Raw genomic sequence first — 17,618 nt, 5'->3', positions numbered from 1 at the left:
AAAGGTAGCCGAATGCTCACTGCCCATCCGTGGCGCGGGCGCCAAGGTCTGTTGCGACCTGGCGTTCGAGGCGCGCAAAAGTGCTGCGCAGACGTGCTCCCAGCGCCCTTGCCTGCCCAGCGGCCCCGAGCTCGTGCTGGCGCTCGAGCTCGGCGCAGAGATCGGCGAAGCCGAGCGCGCCCACGGCCCGCGCCGAGGATTTCAGGCGGTGGGCCACGGCGCCTGCGCGCGCGAGGTCGTTCGAGACCAGCGCGATGTCGATCTCGGCCAGGCCTTCGCGCGCGCTGTCGAGGAACATGAAAGCGAACTTGCGCATTTTGCCCGGGTCGCTGCCGAAGGTCGATGCCAGCACGCCCGTGTCGAGCGGCGGCAGCGCCCCGGCCGGCCGGCCGGCGGCGGCAGGCCCGGCCGGCGCGTCGGCGGAAGGGGCCTGCGCCGCCGCTTCCGGTGCCGCCGCCCCGCTGCCGTGGGCCTGGCGCGCGGCTGTCTTGCCGGGCACCAGGCCAGGCGCGGCTTCGCCGCCATCCGCGCCCTGCTGCCCACGCCCGTGCCCGCGTTTGTGTGCAATTGCGCGCGCGATCGTCGCCGCCAGGTGCTCGGGCGCCACCGGCTTGGTCAGGAATTCGTTCATGCCGGCCGCCATGCAGCGCGCCTGGTCCTCGACCCCGGCGTTCGCCGTCATCGCGATCACCACCGCCTCGCGCAGCGCGGGGTCGGCGCGGATGCGGCGGGTCGCTTCGAAGCCGTCCATGACCGGCATCTGCACGTCCATCAGCACGCAATCGACATGCCAGCTCCGCATCAGCGCGAGCGCTTCGCTGCCGTTGGCGGCGACGGCGACCGTCGCGCCGGCGTTTTCCAGCAGTTCGCGCCCGACCTGCTGGCTGAATACATTGTCCTCGACCAGCAGCACGGCGGTGCCGTCGAGGCGCTGGCCGGATGCGGCCGTCAAGGGCGCGGCCTTGCGCAGCGGGCGCGCCTCCTGCGCCCCGCCCTGCCCCAGTCGGGCCGTGAACCAGAAGGTGCTGCCGCGCCCCGGCTCGCTTTCGACCCCGGCTTCGCCGCCCATCAGCTCGGCCAGTTGCTTGCTGATCACGAGGCCCAGTCCCGTGCCGCCATAGCGCCGCGTGGTCGAGGGATCGGCCTGGTGGAAGGGCGTGAACAGCTGCGCCACCTCGGCCGGGTCGATGCCGATGCCGTGGTCTTCGACTTCGAAGCGCACCAGCGTCTCATGGCCGAAGGCGCGCAGCGCCCGTGCACGCACCTTGACGCTGCCGCGCTCGGAAAACTTGACCGCATTGCCGACGAAATTGAGCAGCACCTGTTCCAGCCGCAGCGGATCGCCGCGCAGGGGGCGCGCCAGTTCCGGGGCGATGTCGAATTCGAAATGCAGGCCGCGGGCGGCGGCGGTCTCCCCGAGCTGGGTTTCGAGGTTGCGCATCAGGGCGTCGAGTTTGAAGTCGACCACTTCCAGCTCCAGCCGCCCGGCTTCGATCTTCGAAAAGTCGAGGATGTGGTTGATGATCCCCAGCAGGTGCTGGCCCGAATGCCCGATCTTTTCCAGGTAGTCGCGCAGCTTCGGTTCGACGGCGGCTTTCAGTGCGAGGTGGGTCATGCCGATGATCGAATTCATCGGCGTGCGGATCTCGTGGCTCATGTTCGACAGGAAGTCGCTTTTCGCCTGGTTGGCGGCATCGGCCGCGGCTTTCAGCTGGTGCAGTTCGGTGACGTCGGTGGCCACGCACAGCACGCTGCCGACATCGCCGTCGAGCCGCACCGGCACCGTCACTTGCCACAACTGGCGCGGTCCGCCGTCGAGATCGACCTCGACCTGGCTGGCGCGGCGCTTGCCGTCGAACACGGCGCGTTCGCGCTCCCAGGCGGCGTCGGCCAGGTCGGCCGCCATCACTTCGCGGTCCGTACGGCCGACGATGCGTTCGGCACCCTGGCCCAGCGCCAGCGCCATCTTCGCGTTGACGTAACGGAAGCGGCGGTCGCGGTCCTTCATGAAGACAAAGGCATCGAGGTTGTCGAGCACCGTGTCGAGCAGCGTGCGCTGTTCGATGGCGGTGCGGCGCGACCAGTACAGCGACAGGAACAGGCTGTACACCAGCAAGGTGGCGGCAAAGCCGGTCGCCAGCGCGATGAGCGGCAGGTTGTGGTCGAGCGGCAGGTAGAGCGCGCTCTTGGGCGCGCTGAAACGCGCCTTCCACAGGCCTCCCCCAAACTCGACCGGCAGGACGGTGGTAAAGCTGCCCGCATCGTCCCCGGCCCGGGCAGGCAGGCCGCCGTCGCCATACAGCAGGCGGTCGCCGGGAGCGATGCCCAGCCGATGCGTGGACTTGCCGGGCGTGGCGGCGAACAGCGCCAGCGAAACCGGGTCGCCGGCATCCCCGCCGAGCGCCTGTTCGACCAGGGCCGGCACCGAGAAGGCGATGCCGACCCCGCCGGTATAGGCGGCGCGGCGTTCGGCCACGGTGGCGGGCGTCCGGCCGCCGCGATAGACGGGCGCGCGCATGTTCAGGGCCAGGTGCGGCGTCGGGCGCGGCACCTGCACCGGGCTGCCCGAGGCGCTGATACCGCCGCTGTCGCGCGCACGGTCCATCGCCCCGGCCACCGCCGGATTGGCGCCGATGTCGACCCCGAAGCGCTCGCGCATCCGGTTCGGCGGCTCGATATAGGTCAGCACCGTGTAGCTGGGGCGCCGTCCGGCCGGCCGGATCGTGAAATCCGGGTAGCCGTCCGGATCGAGGCTGCGGTCGGCGCGCACCTGCGCTTCGAAGGCCGGGCGATCCGCATCGCTCACGGCCGGGGTCCAGGAGACGGCGTCGATCGCCGGGTAGTTGGCGGCCAGGTCGAGCGCCGTCACGTAGCGATGGAACTGCAAGCGCGTGACCGGGCCGTCGCCGGCGGCGAACAGCGAGACCAGCGCGCGCGTGACATCGGTGTACGACTTGATGGCGCCGGCCAGGCGTTCCTGGGTGGCGTGCGCCCGGTTCTCGAAGCGGCGCAGCGCTTCTTCTTCGACCGCGCGCGAGGCGGCCATGTGCAGCATCGCCCCGACCAGCAAGGCCAGCCACAGGCCGGCGCCCCACAGCACGACACGCGTCGTGCCGCGTGCGCCGGCGGCGGCGCCGATGCTGCGGGTGATCGAGAGGGCCATCGCTCGTTATGCCGTCTGGGTAGATGAAAGATTGTTGATAGTATACGCTAACGCTCCGCCATGGGGCCCTGGACAGTAAGGATGACGGATGCAAACAGCGGCAGAAAAAGGGGCGGAAGCGAACCTCCCCGGATCGGCGGTGCCGGACGACCCCAACGCATGGCTCGAAGACGTCGGCGGCGACGAGCAACTGGCCTGGGTGCGCGCACATAACGCGCGCTCCGAACAGGCGCTCGGGGGCGCGGCGCACGAGGCCTTGCGCGCGCGACTGCAGTCGATCCTCGACGCGAAGGAGCGCATTCCTTACGTGCGCCAGCACGGCGCGCATGTGTACAACTTCTGGCGCGATGCGGTTCACGAGCGCGGCATCTGGCGCCGCACGACGCTGTCCGAATACCGCAAGGCCGCGCCGCACTGGGAAACGGTGATCGACCTCGATGCATTGGCGCGCGACGAGCACGAGAACTGGGTCTGGGCCGGCGCCACCTGCCTCGAACCGCATGGCGCGCGCTGCCTGGTCTCGCTCTCGCGCGGCGGAGGCGACGCCGGCGTGGTGCGCGAATTCGACCTCGATGCGCGCGCCTTCGTGAAGGACGGCTTCGCCCTGCCCGAATCGAAGGGCAGCGTGCACTGGATCGACCAGGACCGGCTGTTCGTCGCCACCGATTTCGGGCCGGGCTCGATGACCGCCTCCGGCTATCCGCGCATCGTCAAGGAATGGCGGCGCGGCACACCCTTGTCCAGCGCGCGCCTCGTCTTCGAGGCCGATGCCAACGACCTGTCGGCGTCGGCCAGCAAGGACATGACGCCCGGATTCGAGCGCGAATTCGTCACCCGCCAGATCGGCTTCTACAGCAGCGAACTGTTCCTGCGCGAGGACGGGCGCCTCGTGAAAATCGACAAGCCCGAGGACGCGACTGCGTATGCGGTGCGCGACCAGTTGCTGGTCGAACTGCGCTCGGACTGGAACGTCGCCGGACGACACTGGCCGCAGGGCGCCCTGCTGGCCATCGATTTCGCAGCCTTCATGCGCGGCGAGCGCGGTTTCGAGGCGCTATTCACGCCGACCGCCACCAGTTCCCTCGACGGCGTGGCCGTCACGCGCAGCGCCCTGCTGCTCACGGTCCTCGACAAGGTCAAGAACCGTCTCGTCGAACTGCGCCGCCAGGACGGCCGCTGGCTGCGGCGCGAGCTTGCCGCGCCCGGCATCGGCACCCTCGGCGTGAGCGCGCTGGACGAGACCGCGTCCGACGACTACTTCCTCACGGCGACCGACTTCCTGACGCCGACCACCCTGTACCTTGGCCGCACGGGCAGCGACACGCGCGAGCGCCTGAAGGCGATGCCGGCCTGGTTCGACCCGGAACCGTACACGGTGTCCCAGTTCGACGCGCGTTCGAAAGACGGCACGCTGGTGCCCTATTTCGTCGTCATGGCGCGCCATGCGCGCCTGGACGGGCGCAATCCGACCGTCCTGTATGGCTATGGCGGTTTCGAGGTCGCGCTCAAACCGGCGTACAGCGGCTTGATCGGCGCCGGCTGGCTGGAACAGGGCGGCGTGTATGTGCTGGCGAACATCCGCGGCGGCGGCGAATTCGGTCCGCGCTGGCACCAGGCGGCGCTGAAGGAAAATCGCCAGAACGCCTTCGACGATTTCCTGGCGGTGGCGCAGGACCTCACCGAACGGAAAATCACCAGCCCGCGCCACCTCGGCATCATGGGCGGCAGCAATGGCGGCCTGCTGGTCGGCGCCGCCCTCACTCAGCGTCCCGAGCTGTTCAAGGCCGTGGTCTGCCAGGTGCCGCTGCTGGACATGCGGCGCTACCACAAGCTCCTGGCCGGCGCGTCGTGGATGGGAGAGTACGGCGATCCGGACGATCCGCAGCAGTGGAAATTCATCGGTCGATACTCGCCCTACCAGAATGTGGTCGCGGACAGGCACTATCCGCGCGTGCTGTTCACGACGTCGACCCGCGACGACCGCGTTCATCCGGGCCATGCGCGCAAGATGGCGGCGCTGATGGAAAGCCAGGGACACGACGTGCTGTACTGGGAAAACCTGGAAGGCGGCCATGCGGGGGCCGCCAACAACACGCAGCAGGCGCGCATGTGGGCGCTGACCTATACTTTTTTGCGCAAGGAATTGACATGAAGGCAGGCGCGGAGATGGCCGCACAAGCGTGCAAGGGCGAGGCCCTCGTGCGGCCGCTGGGCGCGCACGAGTGGCCGCTGTATCGCACGCTGCGCCTGCGTTCGCTGGCCGACGCGCCCGAGGCCTTCGGCATGCCGCTGGCCGAGGCCGAAGCCCGCACGGACGACGATTGGGCCTGGGTGCTGAACCTGGGCGCCAGCTCCGGACGCGATTGTCCGCTGGTGGCGGAACTTGACGGCATCCCCCTGGGGCTGGCCTGGGCCAAGGTCGATGCGGACGATGCGTCGCTCGTCAACCTGTTCCAGGTCTGGGTCGCACCCGAGGCCCGTGGACGCGGCCTGGCGGCGGCGCTGCTCGATGCGGCGCTTGGCTGGGCACGTTCGCGCGGCGCGCGCGCGATGCAGCTCGGCGTCGTGTGCGGGAACGATGCGGCCCGGCGCCTGTACGGACGCGCCGGGTTTCGCGATGCCGGCGCACCGGAGCCGCAGCGCCCGGGCTCCAGTCAATTCGAGCAGCGGATGCGGCTCGAGCTAACCGGTTCGTAGGGTGGGCATTCATGCCCACGCGGTATCCCCGCCGGACGGTGATGGCTTCGTTTGAGGACAAGCACGCCAACCCGGAGCCGGCTTCACGCGTGGGCATGCCCACCCTACGCATGCTTACTGCGGCAGCCCATGCCCCCGCTGCTTGCCCGCCCCAAACCGCACGACAGCCGGATAGCTCGCATCGATATCGACGTACAGCGCAACCGCCGTCTCGACGCCGATGACCATCGGCTCGCCGAGGCGCTCGGTAACGATGCCGGCGCGGCGCAGCAGGCGTTCGATCGCGGTCGTGGTCACCGTGACGTACTTGGCGATGCCGTGCTCGTAGCCGTAGCGGGTGATCGCGGCGAACGACTCCATCGTGATCGCGGAGAAACCGAACTCGCCGCTGCCGCCGGTCTCGATGGCAAAGCGCGACAGCTCCCAGATGTGTTCGTCGCAAGGAGCGGGCTGTCCATGCAGCAGTTGCGGGAACGAATCCTTGAGCATGTAGGGACCGTCGGTCGGCAACAAACGCCAGCAGCCGCGCAGGATGCCCTCGCCCGGCTCGCGCATCATCATGTAGTGCGGTTCGAGCGCATCGTAGCCGTCGATTTCCATCCCCGACAACACCGGCACCTCCCAGCCAAGCCGGCCCTGGAACACTTTTGCGCGAAGCGTGTGCATCTCGCGGAGATCGCGGGATTGAAATTCGCGCCGTGCTGCGATATTGATTTGCAGTGCCATGTCGTTCTCCCTGTGTGTTGACAAAAATATCTATGCGACAGGCATGAAGCGTCATGCAAAGCGGGCACCGGCGGTACTAGCAAGATTGCTAGGTGGCTAGGAAGTAACACGGTGGAATACTAAGTTTTTCACTCGTTCAACAGGGAGACCGGCCATGCCAAACGACTTCATCAGCGAATCCATGCTCGTCCGTCCGGGCGCGCATCCTGTCATGCCGATGCCGATGCCCATGCGGGCGCCGCACGCTGACCTGCGCCAGTTCCGCATCAGCAAACGCGAAAGCCAGGAAAAATTCTGGGGGCGGTTCGGCGTCACCCAGTCGAGCGGCAGCCGCTTCGAGACCGGACTCGCCATTCCTGCGCCGGTGGCGATCCTGTTGAAGCTCTACGTCAACGGCAAGCTCAACGATGGCGATCTTCAGGGGTAAGCAGTCCCAGCGCGATTGCCTTGACCACCGCCTGCTGACGTGTATTGACGTTGAATTTCTGGCGCACGTTGGCCAGATGGAAGTTGACAGTGGCTTCGGAACAACGGGTGATCATCGAGATCTCCCATGAGGATTTGCCCGCCATGACCCAGTTGAGCACCTCCAGCTCACGCCGGGTCAGGCGCGGCACCGCTTCGCCGCCCGCCGGGTGCGCAAACGGGATCGAGGCGGCGAAGGAATAGTCGCGGATCAGCGTCAGGTCGGCCATGCAATGGGCGATATCGCGCAAAAATTTTTCGCCCGGCGCGGCGTCCGACGCCAGGCCGAGCAGTCCGACCTCGCCGTTCGGACCGTGGATCGGCAGCGTCACGCCCGTGCGCATGCCATACGCGCTAGCCTCTTCATACAGGATGCGCCCCCCTGCGCTGGCAAAGGCGTCCGGCTCCCAGATGATCGGTAGCGTACTGATCAGGCAATGGCCGACCGTCGGATCGACATAGGCGAAACGCTCGGCATCGTAGCGTTCGCGCCACGCGGGATCATAATTGCTCTGGACGAAGGCGCTTTCGTACTGCTGGTGGCGCGAGTGGACCACGGCATACATCACATGTTCGAAGCCGACCGCGCCGGCCAGGTCCAACATCTCCTGACGCCACGAATCGGCATCTTTTGAGTCGAGTAGCCGCACTAGCTGGGCAGTTTCAATCATAGCGCTCGCTCCCTGGTCGGACGCGGTGGATTATGCTAATTGCATACTGTAAAGAAATCATGCACTCTAGCAATTCTAACAAGTCTCATGCAGGTTTAGCCAGCTTTTTTGTAGTAATTTCGCCACGACTATTTTTACGGGAAAAACAATCGTGCGCTGCCAAACCGGCGTTTCCGTTACCCTCCTGCGCTTGTTTGCAAAGTTTTCCTAAGTGCAATTTTAATCTGGCCCAGAGCTTGACTTGATATCGCACAAGAGTATCGTCTCACATTTCTATTTAACAGTTTCCCCTGCGCGAGGCTTTTCGCCCTGGGTCGACAAGAACGCTTCCAAAACAAGGATCAAACGTCGATGAACACAATGACCGACATGGCCGAACAGCTGGACGTCAAGCTCCTGCTGGCAACGCTGATGGCCCTGAAAAAGGGTGACTTTTCGGTACGGATGCCTTCCGACTGGACCGGCGTGTCGGGCAAGATCGCCGACACCCTGAACGACATCATCGAAACGAAGTCGAAGATGGTCGAAGCCGTGACCGACGTGTCGCGCGTCGTCGGCCGCGAGGGCCACCTGACCCAGCGCGCGGACGTGCCGGGCGTGGTCGGCGGCTGGAGCACCCTCATTAGTTCTGTCAACTCCCTGATCGACGACCTGGTGCGCCCGACCACCGAAATGGCGCGCGTCATCGGCGCCGTGGCGAAGGGCGACCTGTCGCAGACCATGGCGCTGGAAGTCGACGGCCACCCCCTGAAGGGCCAGTACCTGCGCGCCGCAACGACCGCGAACACGATGGTGGAACAGCTCTCCTCCTTCTCTTCCGAAGTAACGCGCGTGGCGCGTGAGGTCGGCACCGAGGGTAAACTCGGCGGCCAGGCGCAGGTGAAAGGCGTTGCCGGTACCTGGAAGGACTTGACCGACTCGGTCAACTCGATGGCGGGTAACCTGACCTCCCAGGTGCGTAACATCGCGGAGGTGACGACCGCCGTGGCGAACGGCGACTTGTCGAAGAAGATTACCGTCGACGTGCGCGGCGAGATCCTGCAGCTGAAAGACACGATCAACGTCATGGTGGACCAGCTGCGTTCCTTCGCATCCGAGGTGACGCGCGTGGCGCGCGAGGTCGGTACCGAAGGAAAACTGGGCGGCCAGGCCTACGTGCCGGGCGTGGGCGGTACCTGGAAGGACTTGACCGACAACGTGAACTTCATGGCCTCGAACCTGACGGGCCAGGTGCGTAACATCGCGACCGTGACGACCGCGGTGGCGAACGGCGACCTGTCCAAGAAGATTACCGTGGACGTGAAGGGCGAGATTCTCGAACTGAAGAACACGATTAACGTGATGGTGGACCAGCTGTCCTCGTTCTCCTCCGAGGTGACCCGTGTGGCACGAGAGGTGGGTACCGAAGGAAAGCTGGGCGGCCAGGCGCAGGTGAAGGGCGTGGCGGGTACCTGGAAGGACTTGACCGACTCGGTGAACTCGATGGCGGGTAACCTGACCGGCCAGGTGCGTAACATCGCGGACGTGACCACCGCCGTGGCAAACGGCGACTTGTCCAAGAAGATCACGGTGGACGTGAAGGGCGAGATTCTCGAGCTCAAAAACACCATCAACGTCATGGTCGACCAGCTGAACTCCTTCGCATCCGAGGTGACCCGCGTCGCACGGGAAGTGGGTACCGAGGGCCGCCTGGGCGGCCAGGCGAACGTGCCGGGCGTTGCAGGTACCTGGAAAGACTTGACCGACGGCGTGAACTCGATGGCGGGTAACCTGACCGGCCAGGTGCGTAACATTGCGGACGTGACGACCGCGGTGGCGAACGGCGACCTGTCGAAGAAAATTACCGTGGACGTCAAGGGCGAGATTCTCGAACTGAAAAACACGATTAACGTCATGGTCGACCAGTTGTCCTCCTTCGCATCCGAGGTGACCCGGGTCGCGCGTGAGGTGGGTACCGAGGGTAAACTCGGCGGCCAGGCCTACGTGCCGGGCGTCGGCGGTACCTGGAAGGACTTGACCGACAACGTGAACTTCATGGCCTCGAACCTGACGGGCCAGGTGCGTAACATTGCGGCGGTGACGACCGCGGTGGCGCGGGGTGACTTGTCGAAGAAAATTACCGTGGACGTGAAGGGCGAGATTCTCGAACTGAAGGACACGATCAACGTCATGGTCGACCAGCTGTCCTCCTTCGCATCCGAGGTGACGCGCGTCGCCCGTGAGGTGGGTACCGAGGGCAAGCTGGGTGGCCAGGCAAACGTGTCCGGTGTCGCCGGCACCTGGAAAGACTTGACCGAGAACGTCAACCAGCTGGCGGCCAACCTGACCAACCAGATGCGCGCGATTGGTGAAGTCGCGACCGCGGTGACCCGTGGTGACTTGTCGCGTTCGATCCAGGTGGAAGCACGCGGCGAGGTGTCCTACCTGAAGGACAACATCAACGAGATGATCCGCAACCTGAAAGAGACCACGCAGAAGAACGCGCAGCAGGACTGGCTGAAAACCAACCTGGCCCGCTTCACGCGACTCCTGCAGGGCCAGCGCGACCTGGGCGCGGTGACGAAACTGATCCTGTCCGAGCTGGCCCCGCTGGTCTCGGCCCACCACGGCGTGTTCTACATGATGGACTCGCAGGAAGCCGATGCACGCCTGCGCATGATCGCCTCCTACGGCTATCGTTCGAACCGCAAGCTGCCGACCTCGTTCTCGCCGGGCGAAGGCCTGGTGGGCCAGTGCGCGCTGGAGAAGACCCGCATCTGGCTGACCGACGTGCCGCGCGATTACATCGTGGTGTCGTCGGGCCTGGGTTCTGCGCCGCCGAACAACATCGTCGTGCTGCCGATCCTGTTCGAACAGCAGGTCAAAGCGGTGATTGAGATCGCCTCCCTCGACCGCTTCACCGAAACCCACCTCTCCTTCCTCGACCAGCTGATGGAGTCGATCGGCGTCGTCCTGAACACGATCGAGGCGAACAGCCGTACCGAGTCGCTGCTGACCCAGTCGCAGTCGCTGGCGCAGGAACTGCAGCAGACCAACCAGGAACTGGCCGAAAAGGCGCGCCTGCTGTCCGAGCAGAACATCGAGGTGGAACGCAAGAACCGCGAGGTCGAGCAGGCCAAGCTGGCGCTGGAGGAAAAGGCGACCCAGCTGGCGCTGTCCTCGAAGTACAAGTCCGAGTTCCTGGCGAATATGTCGCACGAACTGAGGACCCCATTGAACTCGCTGCTGATCCTGGCGCAGCAATTGTCGGATAACCCCGAGGGCAACCTGTCCGGTAAACAGGTCGAATTCGCGAAGACCATCCACGGCTCCGGTTCCGACCTGCTGACCCTGATTAACGACATCCTGGACTTGTCGAAGATCGAGTCGGGTACGGTGACCCTGGACGTGTCGGAATACCGCTTCGCCAACCTGCGCAACTATGTGGACCGCACCTTCCGCCACATGGCCGAAGCCAAGCACCTCGGCTTCCAGGTGGACCTGGCGGAAAACCTGCCGACCGCGGTGATGACCGATACCACGCGTCTCCAGCAGGTGTTGAAGAACCTGCTGTCGAACGCGTTCAAGTTCACCAGCCACGGCCAGGTCGCGCTGAATATCAGCCTCGTGACCAGCGGCTGGACGGCGGACCACCCGCACCTGCTGCATGCGGACGCAGTGCTGGCGTTCTCGGTCAGCGACAGCGGCGTCGGCATCCCGTCGGACAAGCTGCAGCTGATCTTCGAAGCCTTCCAGCAGGCCGACGGTTCGACCGCGCGCAAATACGGCGGTACGGGTCTCGGCCTGTCGATTTCGCGCGAACTGGCGCGCCTGCTGGGCGGCGAAATTCGCGTCGAGTCGACCGTCAACGTCGGTTCGACCTTCACCCTTTACCTGCCATACAACCGCGCCGGCTTCATCAACTACGAAGCGACGCGCCAGCCGCAACCGGCGCGCCTGGTGGCGCCAAGCGCGGCACCGATGGCAGCGCCCGTGGCCTATGCCCTGCCTGACGCGGCCGAGGATGGCAACGTGGCCACGATCGAAGTCCAGGCGCCGACCAACAGCAACCTGGTCGAATACGCCTCGATGCTGGACGACCGCGGCCTGATCGCCCCGGGCGACCCGTCGGTGCTGATCGTGGAGGACGACGACCGCTTCGCCAAGACCGTACTGGAATTCGCCCGCGAAAAGAACTTCAAGGGCATCGTCACCCACCGCGGCGATTCGGCCCTGTCGCTCGCCCGCGACTACCTGCCGTCGGCGATCCTGCTCGACATCGACCTGCCGGACATCGACGGCTTCACGGTGCTCGACCGCCTGAAGCGCGACCCGAGTACCCGCCACATTCCGGTGCACGTGGTCTCGGCACTGCGCGAGCGCGAGCGTGCGCTGCGCCAGGGTGCGATCTCGTTCATCAGCAAACCGATGGACCGCGAGGCGCTGAATGAGGAATTCACCCGCATCCAGAAGTTCCTGGTCGGCGGCAAGCGTTCGCTGCTGGTGGTGGAAGACGACATGGCCCAGCGCGAGTCGATCGTGGCCCTGATCGGTGACAGCGACCTGCACATGGTGACGGTGGAGACCGGCAAGGCGGCCCTCGAGGCGCTGGAAGCCAATCACTTCGATTGCATGGTGCTCGACCTGACGCTGCCGGACATCTCGGGCTTCGACCTGCTCGACGAAATCGGCAAGAAGCCTGCCCTGCGCGACCTGCCGATCGTGATCTATACCGCGCAAGAGCTGAACCGCAAGGAAGTCACGAAGCTCAAGAAGTATGCGAAGACCATCGTCATCAAGGACGCCCGTTCGCCGGAGCGCCTGCTCGATGAAACGGCACTGTTCCTGCACCGTTCGCACGCTTCGCTGCCGGAACTGCAGCGGCGCATGCTGGAGGAGATCCACGCGGCCGATGGCGGCCTTGCGGGCCGCAAGGTGCTGATCGTCGACGACGACCTGCGTAACATCTTCGCGCTGTCCTCGCTGCTGGAGCGCCAGCAGATGCAAGTGCTCTTCGCCGAGAACGGCCGCGACGGCATCGAAGTGCTGGAAAAGGATCCGAGCATCGAGATCGTCCTGATGGACATCATGATGCCGGAGATGGACGGCTACGACACGATGCGTGCCATCCGTCGTATTCCGAAGTTCAAGTCGCTGCCGATCATCACCCTGACCGCGAAAGCGATGAAGGGCGACCGCGACAAGTGCATCGCCGCCGGCGCTTCCGACTACATCACCAAGCCGGTCGATGTGGCGCAGCTGCTGTCGCTGATGCGAGTGTGGCTGCATTGACCGCCTTCGCCGCCTTCGCCGCCTCCCTGGCGGTCGAGGAGCTGGAAATCGACCTCTTGCTTGAAGCTCTCTTGCAACGGCACGGTTACGATTTCCGCGACTACGACCGCCAGCTGGTGCGGCGAAAGCTCCTGGGCGTGATGGCCGCGCGCGAGCTGAAGACCGTCTCGGCGCTGCAGGAGCGCGTGCTGCATGAACCGGGTGCGGCTTCCGCCGTGCTGCGCGCGCTGGCGCTTGCGCCGGCCGCTTTGTTCGACAACCCGGCCTGCGCCCGCCAGGCGCGCGAGCTGCTCGCCGCCAACCTGCGTTCGGCGGCGCTGCCGAAGGTCTGGCTGGCCGAATGCGCGGGCGTCGGCGAAGCCTGGACGCTGGCGATCCTGCTGCACGAGGAAGGCCTGTTGAATCGCACCGAGATTTTCGCCACCATGGCCAACGACGAGTTGCTGGCCGAGGTGCGCGAAGCAGGCATCGATGCGGCTTCGCTGGCGGCGCTGCAGGAGCATTACCTGCAGGCTGGCGGTACCGGTGAATTGGCCGGGTATTTCGAGGTGAAGGACGGCCGCGCATTGCTCCTGGCCCGCCTGCGGTCGCGCATCACCTGGGCCGGGCACAACCTGGTGACGGACGCTTCGTTCAACGAGTTCCAGGCCATCATCTGCTGCCGCGCGCTGGCCGACTTCGGCCCGATGCTGCGCCAGCGCGTGCTGCGGCTGTTTCACGAGAGCCTGGCGCGCTTTGGCGTGCTGGGAATCGACCGCGAGCTGGCGCCGGGGGATGCGCATGCGTCCGCCTACAAGCCGCTGCCGGGGGACTTGCCGTGGTATCGCAGGGTGGAGTGAAGGTATTTGCTTCGTTGAAGGGCGGCGTGTGCCGCCCTTTTTTATTGGTCGGACGCTACGGGCCTGGCATACCCGTAGGGTGGGCGGGTCCCCCGCCCACGCGGTGATCGTTACCGGCTCCGTGATCGTGCTGGATGATCTTGCCGCAAACGATGGACGCCTGGGCTGCTCCGCGCAAACGGGCGCGGCCTGCCAATTCCGCGCCGCGCTCACCCGACAACACCGCGCGACCGTCCGCGTGGGCACGGGTGCCCACCCTACGGGTATCGAACAGCGCGGTCATTTGAACCGATTACATTGGGCGGCTATTTCGACCCCACCGCGCTCGGCCGTTCGGCGATCTGGTCGCGCCAGGCCTGCAAATGCGCCATCCCCTCCTCGCCCGGCTTGAACCGCAGCAGGCCGCGGCCGAATTCGAGGGCGCAGAAGGCGGTGATGTCGGCAATCGTGAAGCGCTCGCCCGCCACATACGGCTGGCGCGCCAGCAGCTGGTCGAGCCAGCGCGCGGTGATGCGCATCTTGTCGGCTTGCGCGGCGCCGAAATCCTTGAACTGCGGCGTTTCGAGTACCGCCAGCGCCGGGTGGGTGTGGCGCGCGCTGCTGGCCGTTTCCAGCAGCAGGTGCAGTTCCATGCGGCGGTCGGCCATCTCGATGAAGGCGCGCTCCTCGAAATCCACGCCCATCAGGTTCGGCTCCGGATGCAGGCCTTCGAGATACGTGCAGATCGCACGCGTCTCGCTCAGCACGCGGCCGTCGTCGAACTCCAGCGCCGGCACGCGCCCGAGCGGGTTTTTCGCCATGAAGCGCTCGCTGCGCTGCTCGCCGGCGAGGATGTCGACCATCTCGGTCTCGATTCCCGTGATGCCCTTTTCGAGGATGAACATGCTCACCCGGCGCGGGTTCGGCGCATGGCTGCTGATATACAGTTTCATAGGTCTCCTTCGGATGGTTGTCGTCTCATGCCTTGGGGATCATAGCCGCAAACGGAGCGCACGCGAAAGCGCGCCCTTACCAGATTGACATGCCCATGCGGGAAGGCTAGATTGGCGGATTGCCTCGCGCGCCCTCCGACGAAAGAATCTCCATGCACCGCAGCCTGTTGTCCGCCGCCCTCGCCCTTGCCTTTGCCGGTTTTGCCGCCCTCCCCGCCGCCGCCGCACCTGCCGCCACCAAAGCCGCCATCGAGGCGACCACCCAGCTGCCGCGCGGCGTGCGCCCGCTGCACTATGACATCGCCATCATCCCGGACGCGAAGAACGCCAGCTTCAGCGCGCGCGTAGCGATCGACCTCGAGATCACGGCGCCGACGAACAGCATCACCCTGAACGCGGCCGACCTGAAGTTCGCCAGGGCCACGCTGGCGCCGACGTCGGGCGCGGCACAGGATGCGAAGATCGCCGTCAACGACGCAGCGCAGACCGCCACCTTCAGCTTCGCCCGGCCGCTCGCGCGCGGCCGCTACCGGCTCGCCATCGACTACAGCGGCGCGATCGGCAGCCAGGCCGTCGGCCTGTTCTCGCTCGACTACAACACGACAGAAGGCAAGCGCCGCGCCCTTTTCACCCAGTTCGAAAATTCGGACGCGCGGCGCATGATCCCGTCCTGGGACGAGCCGGCCTACAAGGCGAGCTTCGCCCTGCGTGCCACCGTGCCCGCCGGCGAGATGGCGGTCAGTAACATGCCGGTCAAGTCCAGCACCACGCTGCCGGACGGCCGTGTCGAGCTGCGCTTCGCCGATACGCCGAAGATGTCCACTTACCTGCTGTTCTTCGCGCTGGGCGACTTCGAGCGCGCCACGGCAAACGTCGACGGCACCGAACTCGGTGTCGTGACGCGCCGCGGCAGCCTGCCGCAGGCCGCGTTCGCGCTGGCGTCCTCGCAGGCGGTCCTGCGCGAATACAACGACTACTTCGGCGTGCGCTATCCGCTGCCGAAACTCGACAACATCGCCGGCCCCGGCCGCAGCCAGTTCTTCGGGGCGATGGAAAACTGGGGCGCGATCTTCACCTTCGAATACGCGCTGCTGCTCGACCCGGCCATCTCGACCCAGCACGACAAGCAGGAAGTCTTCGCCACCGCCGCCCACGAGATGGCGCACCAGTGGTTCGGCGACCTGGTCACCATGCGCTGGTGGGACGACCTCTGGCTCAACGAAGGCTTCGCCTCGTGGATGGAGTCGCGCATGACGGCACGCCTGCACCCGGAATGGAACACCTCGCTGGAAGCCGTGAACAGCCGCGACGGCGCGATGCGCCGCGATGCGCTGGCCACCACCCACCCGGTGGTGCAGCATGTCGCGACCGTGGAGCAGGCCAGCCAGGCTTTCGATACGATCACCTACCAGAAGGGCGAAGCCGTGATCCGCATGCTCGAAGCCTATGTCGGCGAAGACGCCTGGCGCCGCGGCGTGCGTGCGTACATGCGCGAACACGCCTACGGCAACACGGCCTCCAGCGACCTGTGGCGCCAGGTCGAGCGCGCCGCCGCCAAGCCGGTCACCGCGATCGCCCAGGACTTCACGCTGCAGCCGGGCGTGCCGCTGATCCGCGTCGCCGAGCCGGTGTGCAAGGGCGGCAGCATGACGGTCGCGCTGAGCCAGGGCGAATTCTCGCGCGACCAGCCGGCGCGCAAACCCTTGGGCTGGCGCGTGCCGGTGATCGCCAAAGCCGCGAACGGCAAGGGCGAGGCACGTACGCTCGTCGCCGGCGGCAAAGGCAAGCTCACCCTGCCGGGCTGCGGCCCGGTGGTGGTCAACGCCGGCCAGAGCGGCTACTACCGCACGCTGTACAGCCAGCACGGCTTCGCCGAATTGACCGGACAGTTCGCCGCGCTGGCGCCGATCGACCAGCTCGGCATGCTGTCCGACACCTGGTCGCTCGGCATGGCAGGCCTGCAGCCGGCCTCGAACATCCTCGACCTGGCCGAGGCCACCCCGGCCGGCGCCGATCCGCAGGTCTGGGCGCTCGTCGCGCGCAGCTTCGGCAGCCTGCATGCGATGTATGGCGACGACAAGGCCGGCCGCGCGCGCCTCGATGCCTATGCCCTCAAGCGGCTGGCGCCGGTAATGGCGCAGGTCGGCTGGATCGCGCAGGCCGGCGAGCCGACCTCGCACGCCAACCTGCGCGCCCAGCTGATCGGCACCCTGAGCCAGCTCGGCGACCAGACCACGATCGACGAGGCGCGCCGGCGTTATGCGGCAATGGGGACCGATCCGTCGGCGGTGCCGGGCGCGCTGCGCAAGACCATCATGGCGGTCGTGGCCGAACACACGGACGCCGCCGGCTGGGAAGCGCTGCGCCGCGCCGCGCAGGCGGAAAAATCGCCGATGATCAAGGATGCGATGTACGCGCTGCTGGCCTCGAGCGACGACCGCGCGCTGGCCGAACGCGCGCTGGCGCTGGCCTTGACCGATGAGCCGGGCGCGACCAACGGCGCGGCGATGATCGCGGTCGTCTCGCGGTCGCACCCGGAACTGGCCTTCGATTTCGCGCTCGCCAACATGAAGGCGGTCAACGAGCGGGTCGACGCCACCTCCCGCAGCCGCTACATGCCTGGCCTGGCCGGCAACGCCACCACGCCCGCGATGATGGAGAAGGTGCGCGCCTATGCCGAGGCGCACATCGCGCCCGAGGCGCGGCGCGATGCCGACACCGCGATTGCCGGGATCAAGGACCGCATCAAGGTGCGCAGCGAACGGATGCCGGAGATCGATGCCTGGCTGGCGCGGCACGCGAACTAAGACGGCAGTAAAAAAAAGACCCGCGGGCCGCACTGGCCCGCGGGTCT

At 66.2% G+C, this 17,618-nt stretch carries 10 protein-coding genes; 6 read left to right on the top strand and 4 right to left on the bottom strand.

Annotation, left to right across the window (positions count from 1 at the left end; genetic code table 11):
* Positions 1 to 16: 16 nt before the first annotated feature.
* Complete coding sequence (locus AC1MEM_RS13570; RefSeq protein WP_499471190.1) at positions 17 to 3,163, bottom strand: CHASE domain-containing protein; 3,147 nt, start codon at positions 3,161 to 3,163, stop codon at positions 17 to 19.
* Between the two features lie 88 nt (positions 3,164 to 3,251).
* On the opposite strand from AC1MEM_RS13570, the gene AC1MEM_RS13565 reads away from it, so the two are divergent.
* Positions 3,252 to 5,315, top strand: coding sequence for a prolyl oligopeptidase family serine peptidase (locus AC1MEM_RS13565; RefSeq protein ID WP_499471188.1), 2,064 nt, complete (start codon positions 3,252 to 3,254; stop codon positions 5,313 to 5,315).
* Entirely contained in the window at positions 5,312 to 5,860 is a 549-nt protein-coding gene (locus AC1MEM_RS13560; RefSeq protein WP_499471186.1) for a GNAT family N-acetyltransferase, read from the top strand. Before AC1MEM_RS13565 ends, AC1MEM_RS13560 begins: the two co-directional genes overlap by 4 nt.
* Positions 5,861 to 5,974: 114 nt before the next feature.
* Here AC1MEM_RS13560 and AC1MEM_RS13555 read toward each other — a convergent pair whose 3' ends face one another.
* Positions 5,975 to 6,586, bottom strand: coding sequence for an acyl-homoserine-lactone synthase (locus AC1MEM_RS13555; protein ID WP_499471184.1), 612 nt, complete (start codon positions 6,584 to 6,586; stop codon positions 5,975 to 5,977).
* Between the two features lie 211 nt (positions 6,587 to 6,797).
* Here AC1MEM_RS13555 and AC1MEM_RS13550 point away from each other — a divergent pair, with 211 nt between their 5' ends.
* Entirely contained in the window at positions 6,798 to 7,013 is a 216-nt protein-coding gene (locus AC1MEM_RS13550; protein WP_499477646.1) for a helix-turn-helix domain-containing protein, read from the top strand.
* On the opposite strand, the gene AC1MEM_RS13545 is transcribed toward AC1MEM_RS13550, so the two are convergent.
* Entirely contained in the window at positions 6,988 to 7,722 is a 735-nt protein-coding gene (locus AC1MEM_RS13545) for a helix-turn-helix transcriptional regulator (RefSeq protein WP_499471182.1), read from the bottom strand. The two genes, AC1MEM_RS13550 and AC1MEM_RS13545, sit on opposite strands and share 26 nt — an antisense overlap.
* 351 nt (positions 7,723 to 8,073) lie before the next feature.
* On the opposite strand from AC1MEM_RS13545, the gene AC1MEM_RS13540 reads away from it, so the two are divergent.
* Both AC1MEM_RS13540 and AC1MEM_RS13535 read left to right on the top strand, forming a co-directional pair.
* On the top strand, positions 8,074 to 12,993 hold the full coding sequence (locus AC1MEM_RS13540; protein WP_499471180.1) for a response regulator: 4,920 nt from the start codon (positions 8,074 to 8,076) through the stop codon (positions 12,991 to 12,993).
* Positions 12,981 to 13,832, top strand: a complete 852-nt coding sequence (locus AC1MEM_RS13535; protein ID WP_499471178.1) for a CheR family methyltransferase — start codon at positions 12,981 to 12,983, stop codon at positions 13,830 to 13,832. The genes AC1MEM_RS13540 and AC1MEM_RS13535 overlap by 13 nt, the downstream gene beginning before the upstream one ends.
* Positions 13,833 to 14,137: 305 nt before the next feature.
* Here AC1MEM_RS13535 and AC1MEM_RS13530 read toward each other — a convergent pair whose 3' ends face one another.
* On the bottom strand, positions 14,138 to 14,764 hold the full coding sequence (locus tag AC1MEM_RS13530) for a glutathione S-transferase family protein (protein ID WP_499471176.1): 627 nt from the start codon (positions 14,762 to 14,764) through the stop codon (positions 14,138 to 14,140).
* A 152-nt stretch (positions 14,765 to 14,916) separates the two neighbouring features.
* On the opposite strand from AC1MEM_RS13530, the gene AC1MEM_RS13525 reads away from it, so the two are divergent.
* Positions 14,917 to 17,571 carry a M1 family metallopeptidase gene (locus tag AC1MEM_RS13525; RefSeq protein WP_499471174.1) on the top strand — a complete coding sequence of 885 codons (2,655 nt, stop codon included), beginning with the start codon at positions 14,917 to 14,919 and terminating at the stop codon, positions 17,569 to 17,571.
* The last annotated feature ends 47 nt before the right edge of the window (positions 17,572 to 17,618 follow it).

Source organism: Telluria sp. AIW5 (genome assembly GCF_056680575.1).
The sequence above is the reverse complement of the archived record's forward strand: the minus strand, read 5'-3'. Positions and strand labels throughout refer to the sequence as shown.

Excerpts from the sequence above, each read along its gene's own strand:
- AC1MEM_RS13560 (WP_499471186.1), top strand. The coding sequence starts at position 5,312 with ATGAAGGCAGGCGCGGAGATGGCCGCACAAGCGTGCAAGGGCGAGGCC.
- AC1MEM_RS13525 (WP_499471174.1), top strand. The coding sequence starts at position 14,917 with ATGCACCGCAGCCTGTTGTCCGCCGCCCTCGCCCTTGCCTTTGCCGGT.
- AC1MEM_RS13570 (WP_499471190.1), bottom strand. The coding sequence starts at position 3,163 with ATGGCCCTCTCGATCACCCGCAGCATCGGCGCCGCCGCCGGCGCACGC.
- AC1MEM_RS13540 (WP_499471180.1), top strand. The coding sequence starts at position 8,074 with ATGAACACAATGACCGACATGGCCGAACAGCTGGACGTCAAGCTCCTG.
- AC1MEM_RS13550 (WP_499477646.1), top strand. The coding sequence starts at position 6,798 with ATGCCGATGCCGATGCCCATGCGGGCGCCGCACGCTGACCTGCGCCAG.
- AC1MEM_RS13555 (WP_499471184.1), bottom strand. The coding sequence starts at position 6,586 with ATGGCACTGCAAATCAATATCGCAGCACGGCGCGAATTTCAATCCCGC.
- AC1MEM_RS13565 (WP_499471188.1), top strand. The coding sequence starts at position 3,252 with ATGCAAACAGCGGCAGAAAAAGGGGCGGAAGCGAACCTCCCCGGATCG.
- AC1MEM_RS13545 (WP_499471182.1), bottom strand. The coding sequence starts at position 7,722 with ATGATTGAAACTGCCCAGCTAGTGCGGCTACTCGACTCAAAAGATGCC.
- AC1MEM_RS13530 (WP_499471176.1), bottom strand. The coding sequence starts at position 14,764 with ATGAAACTGTATATCAGCAGCCATGCGCCGAACCCGCGCCGGGTGAGC.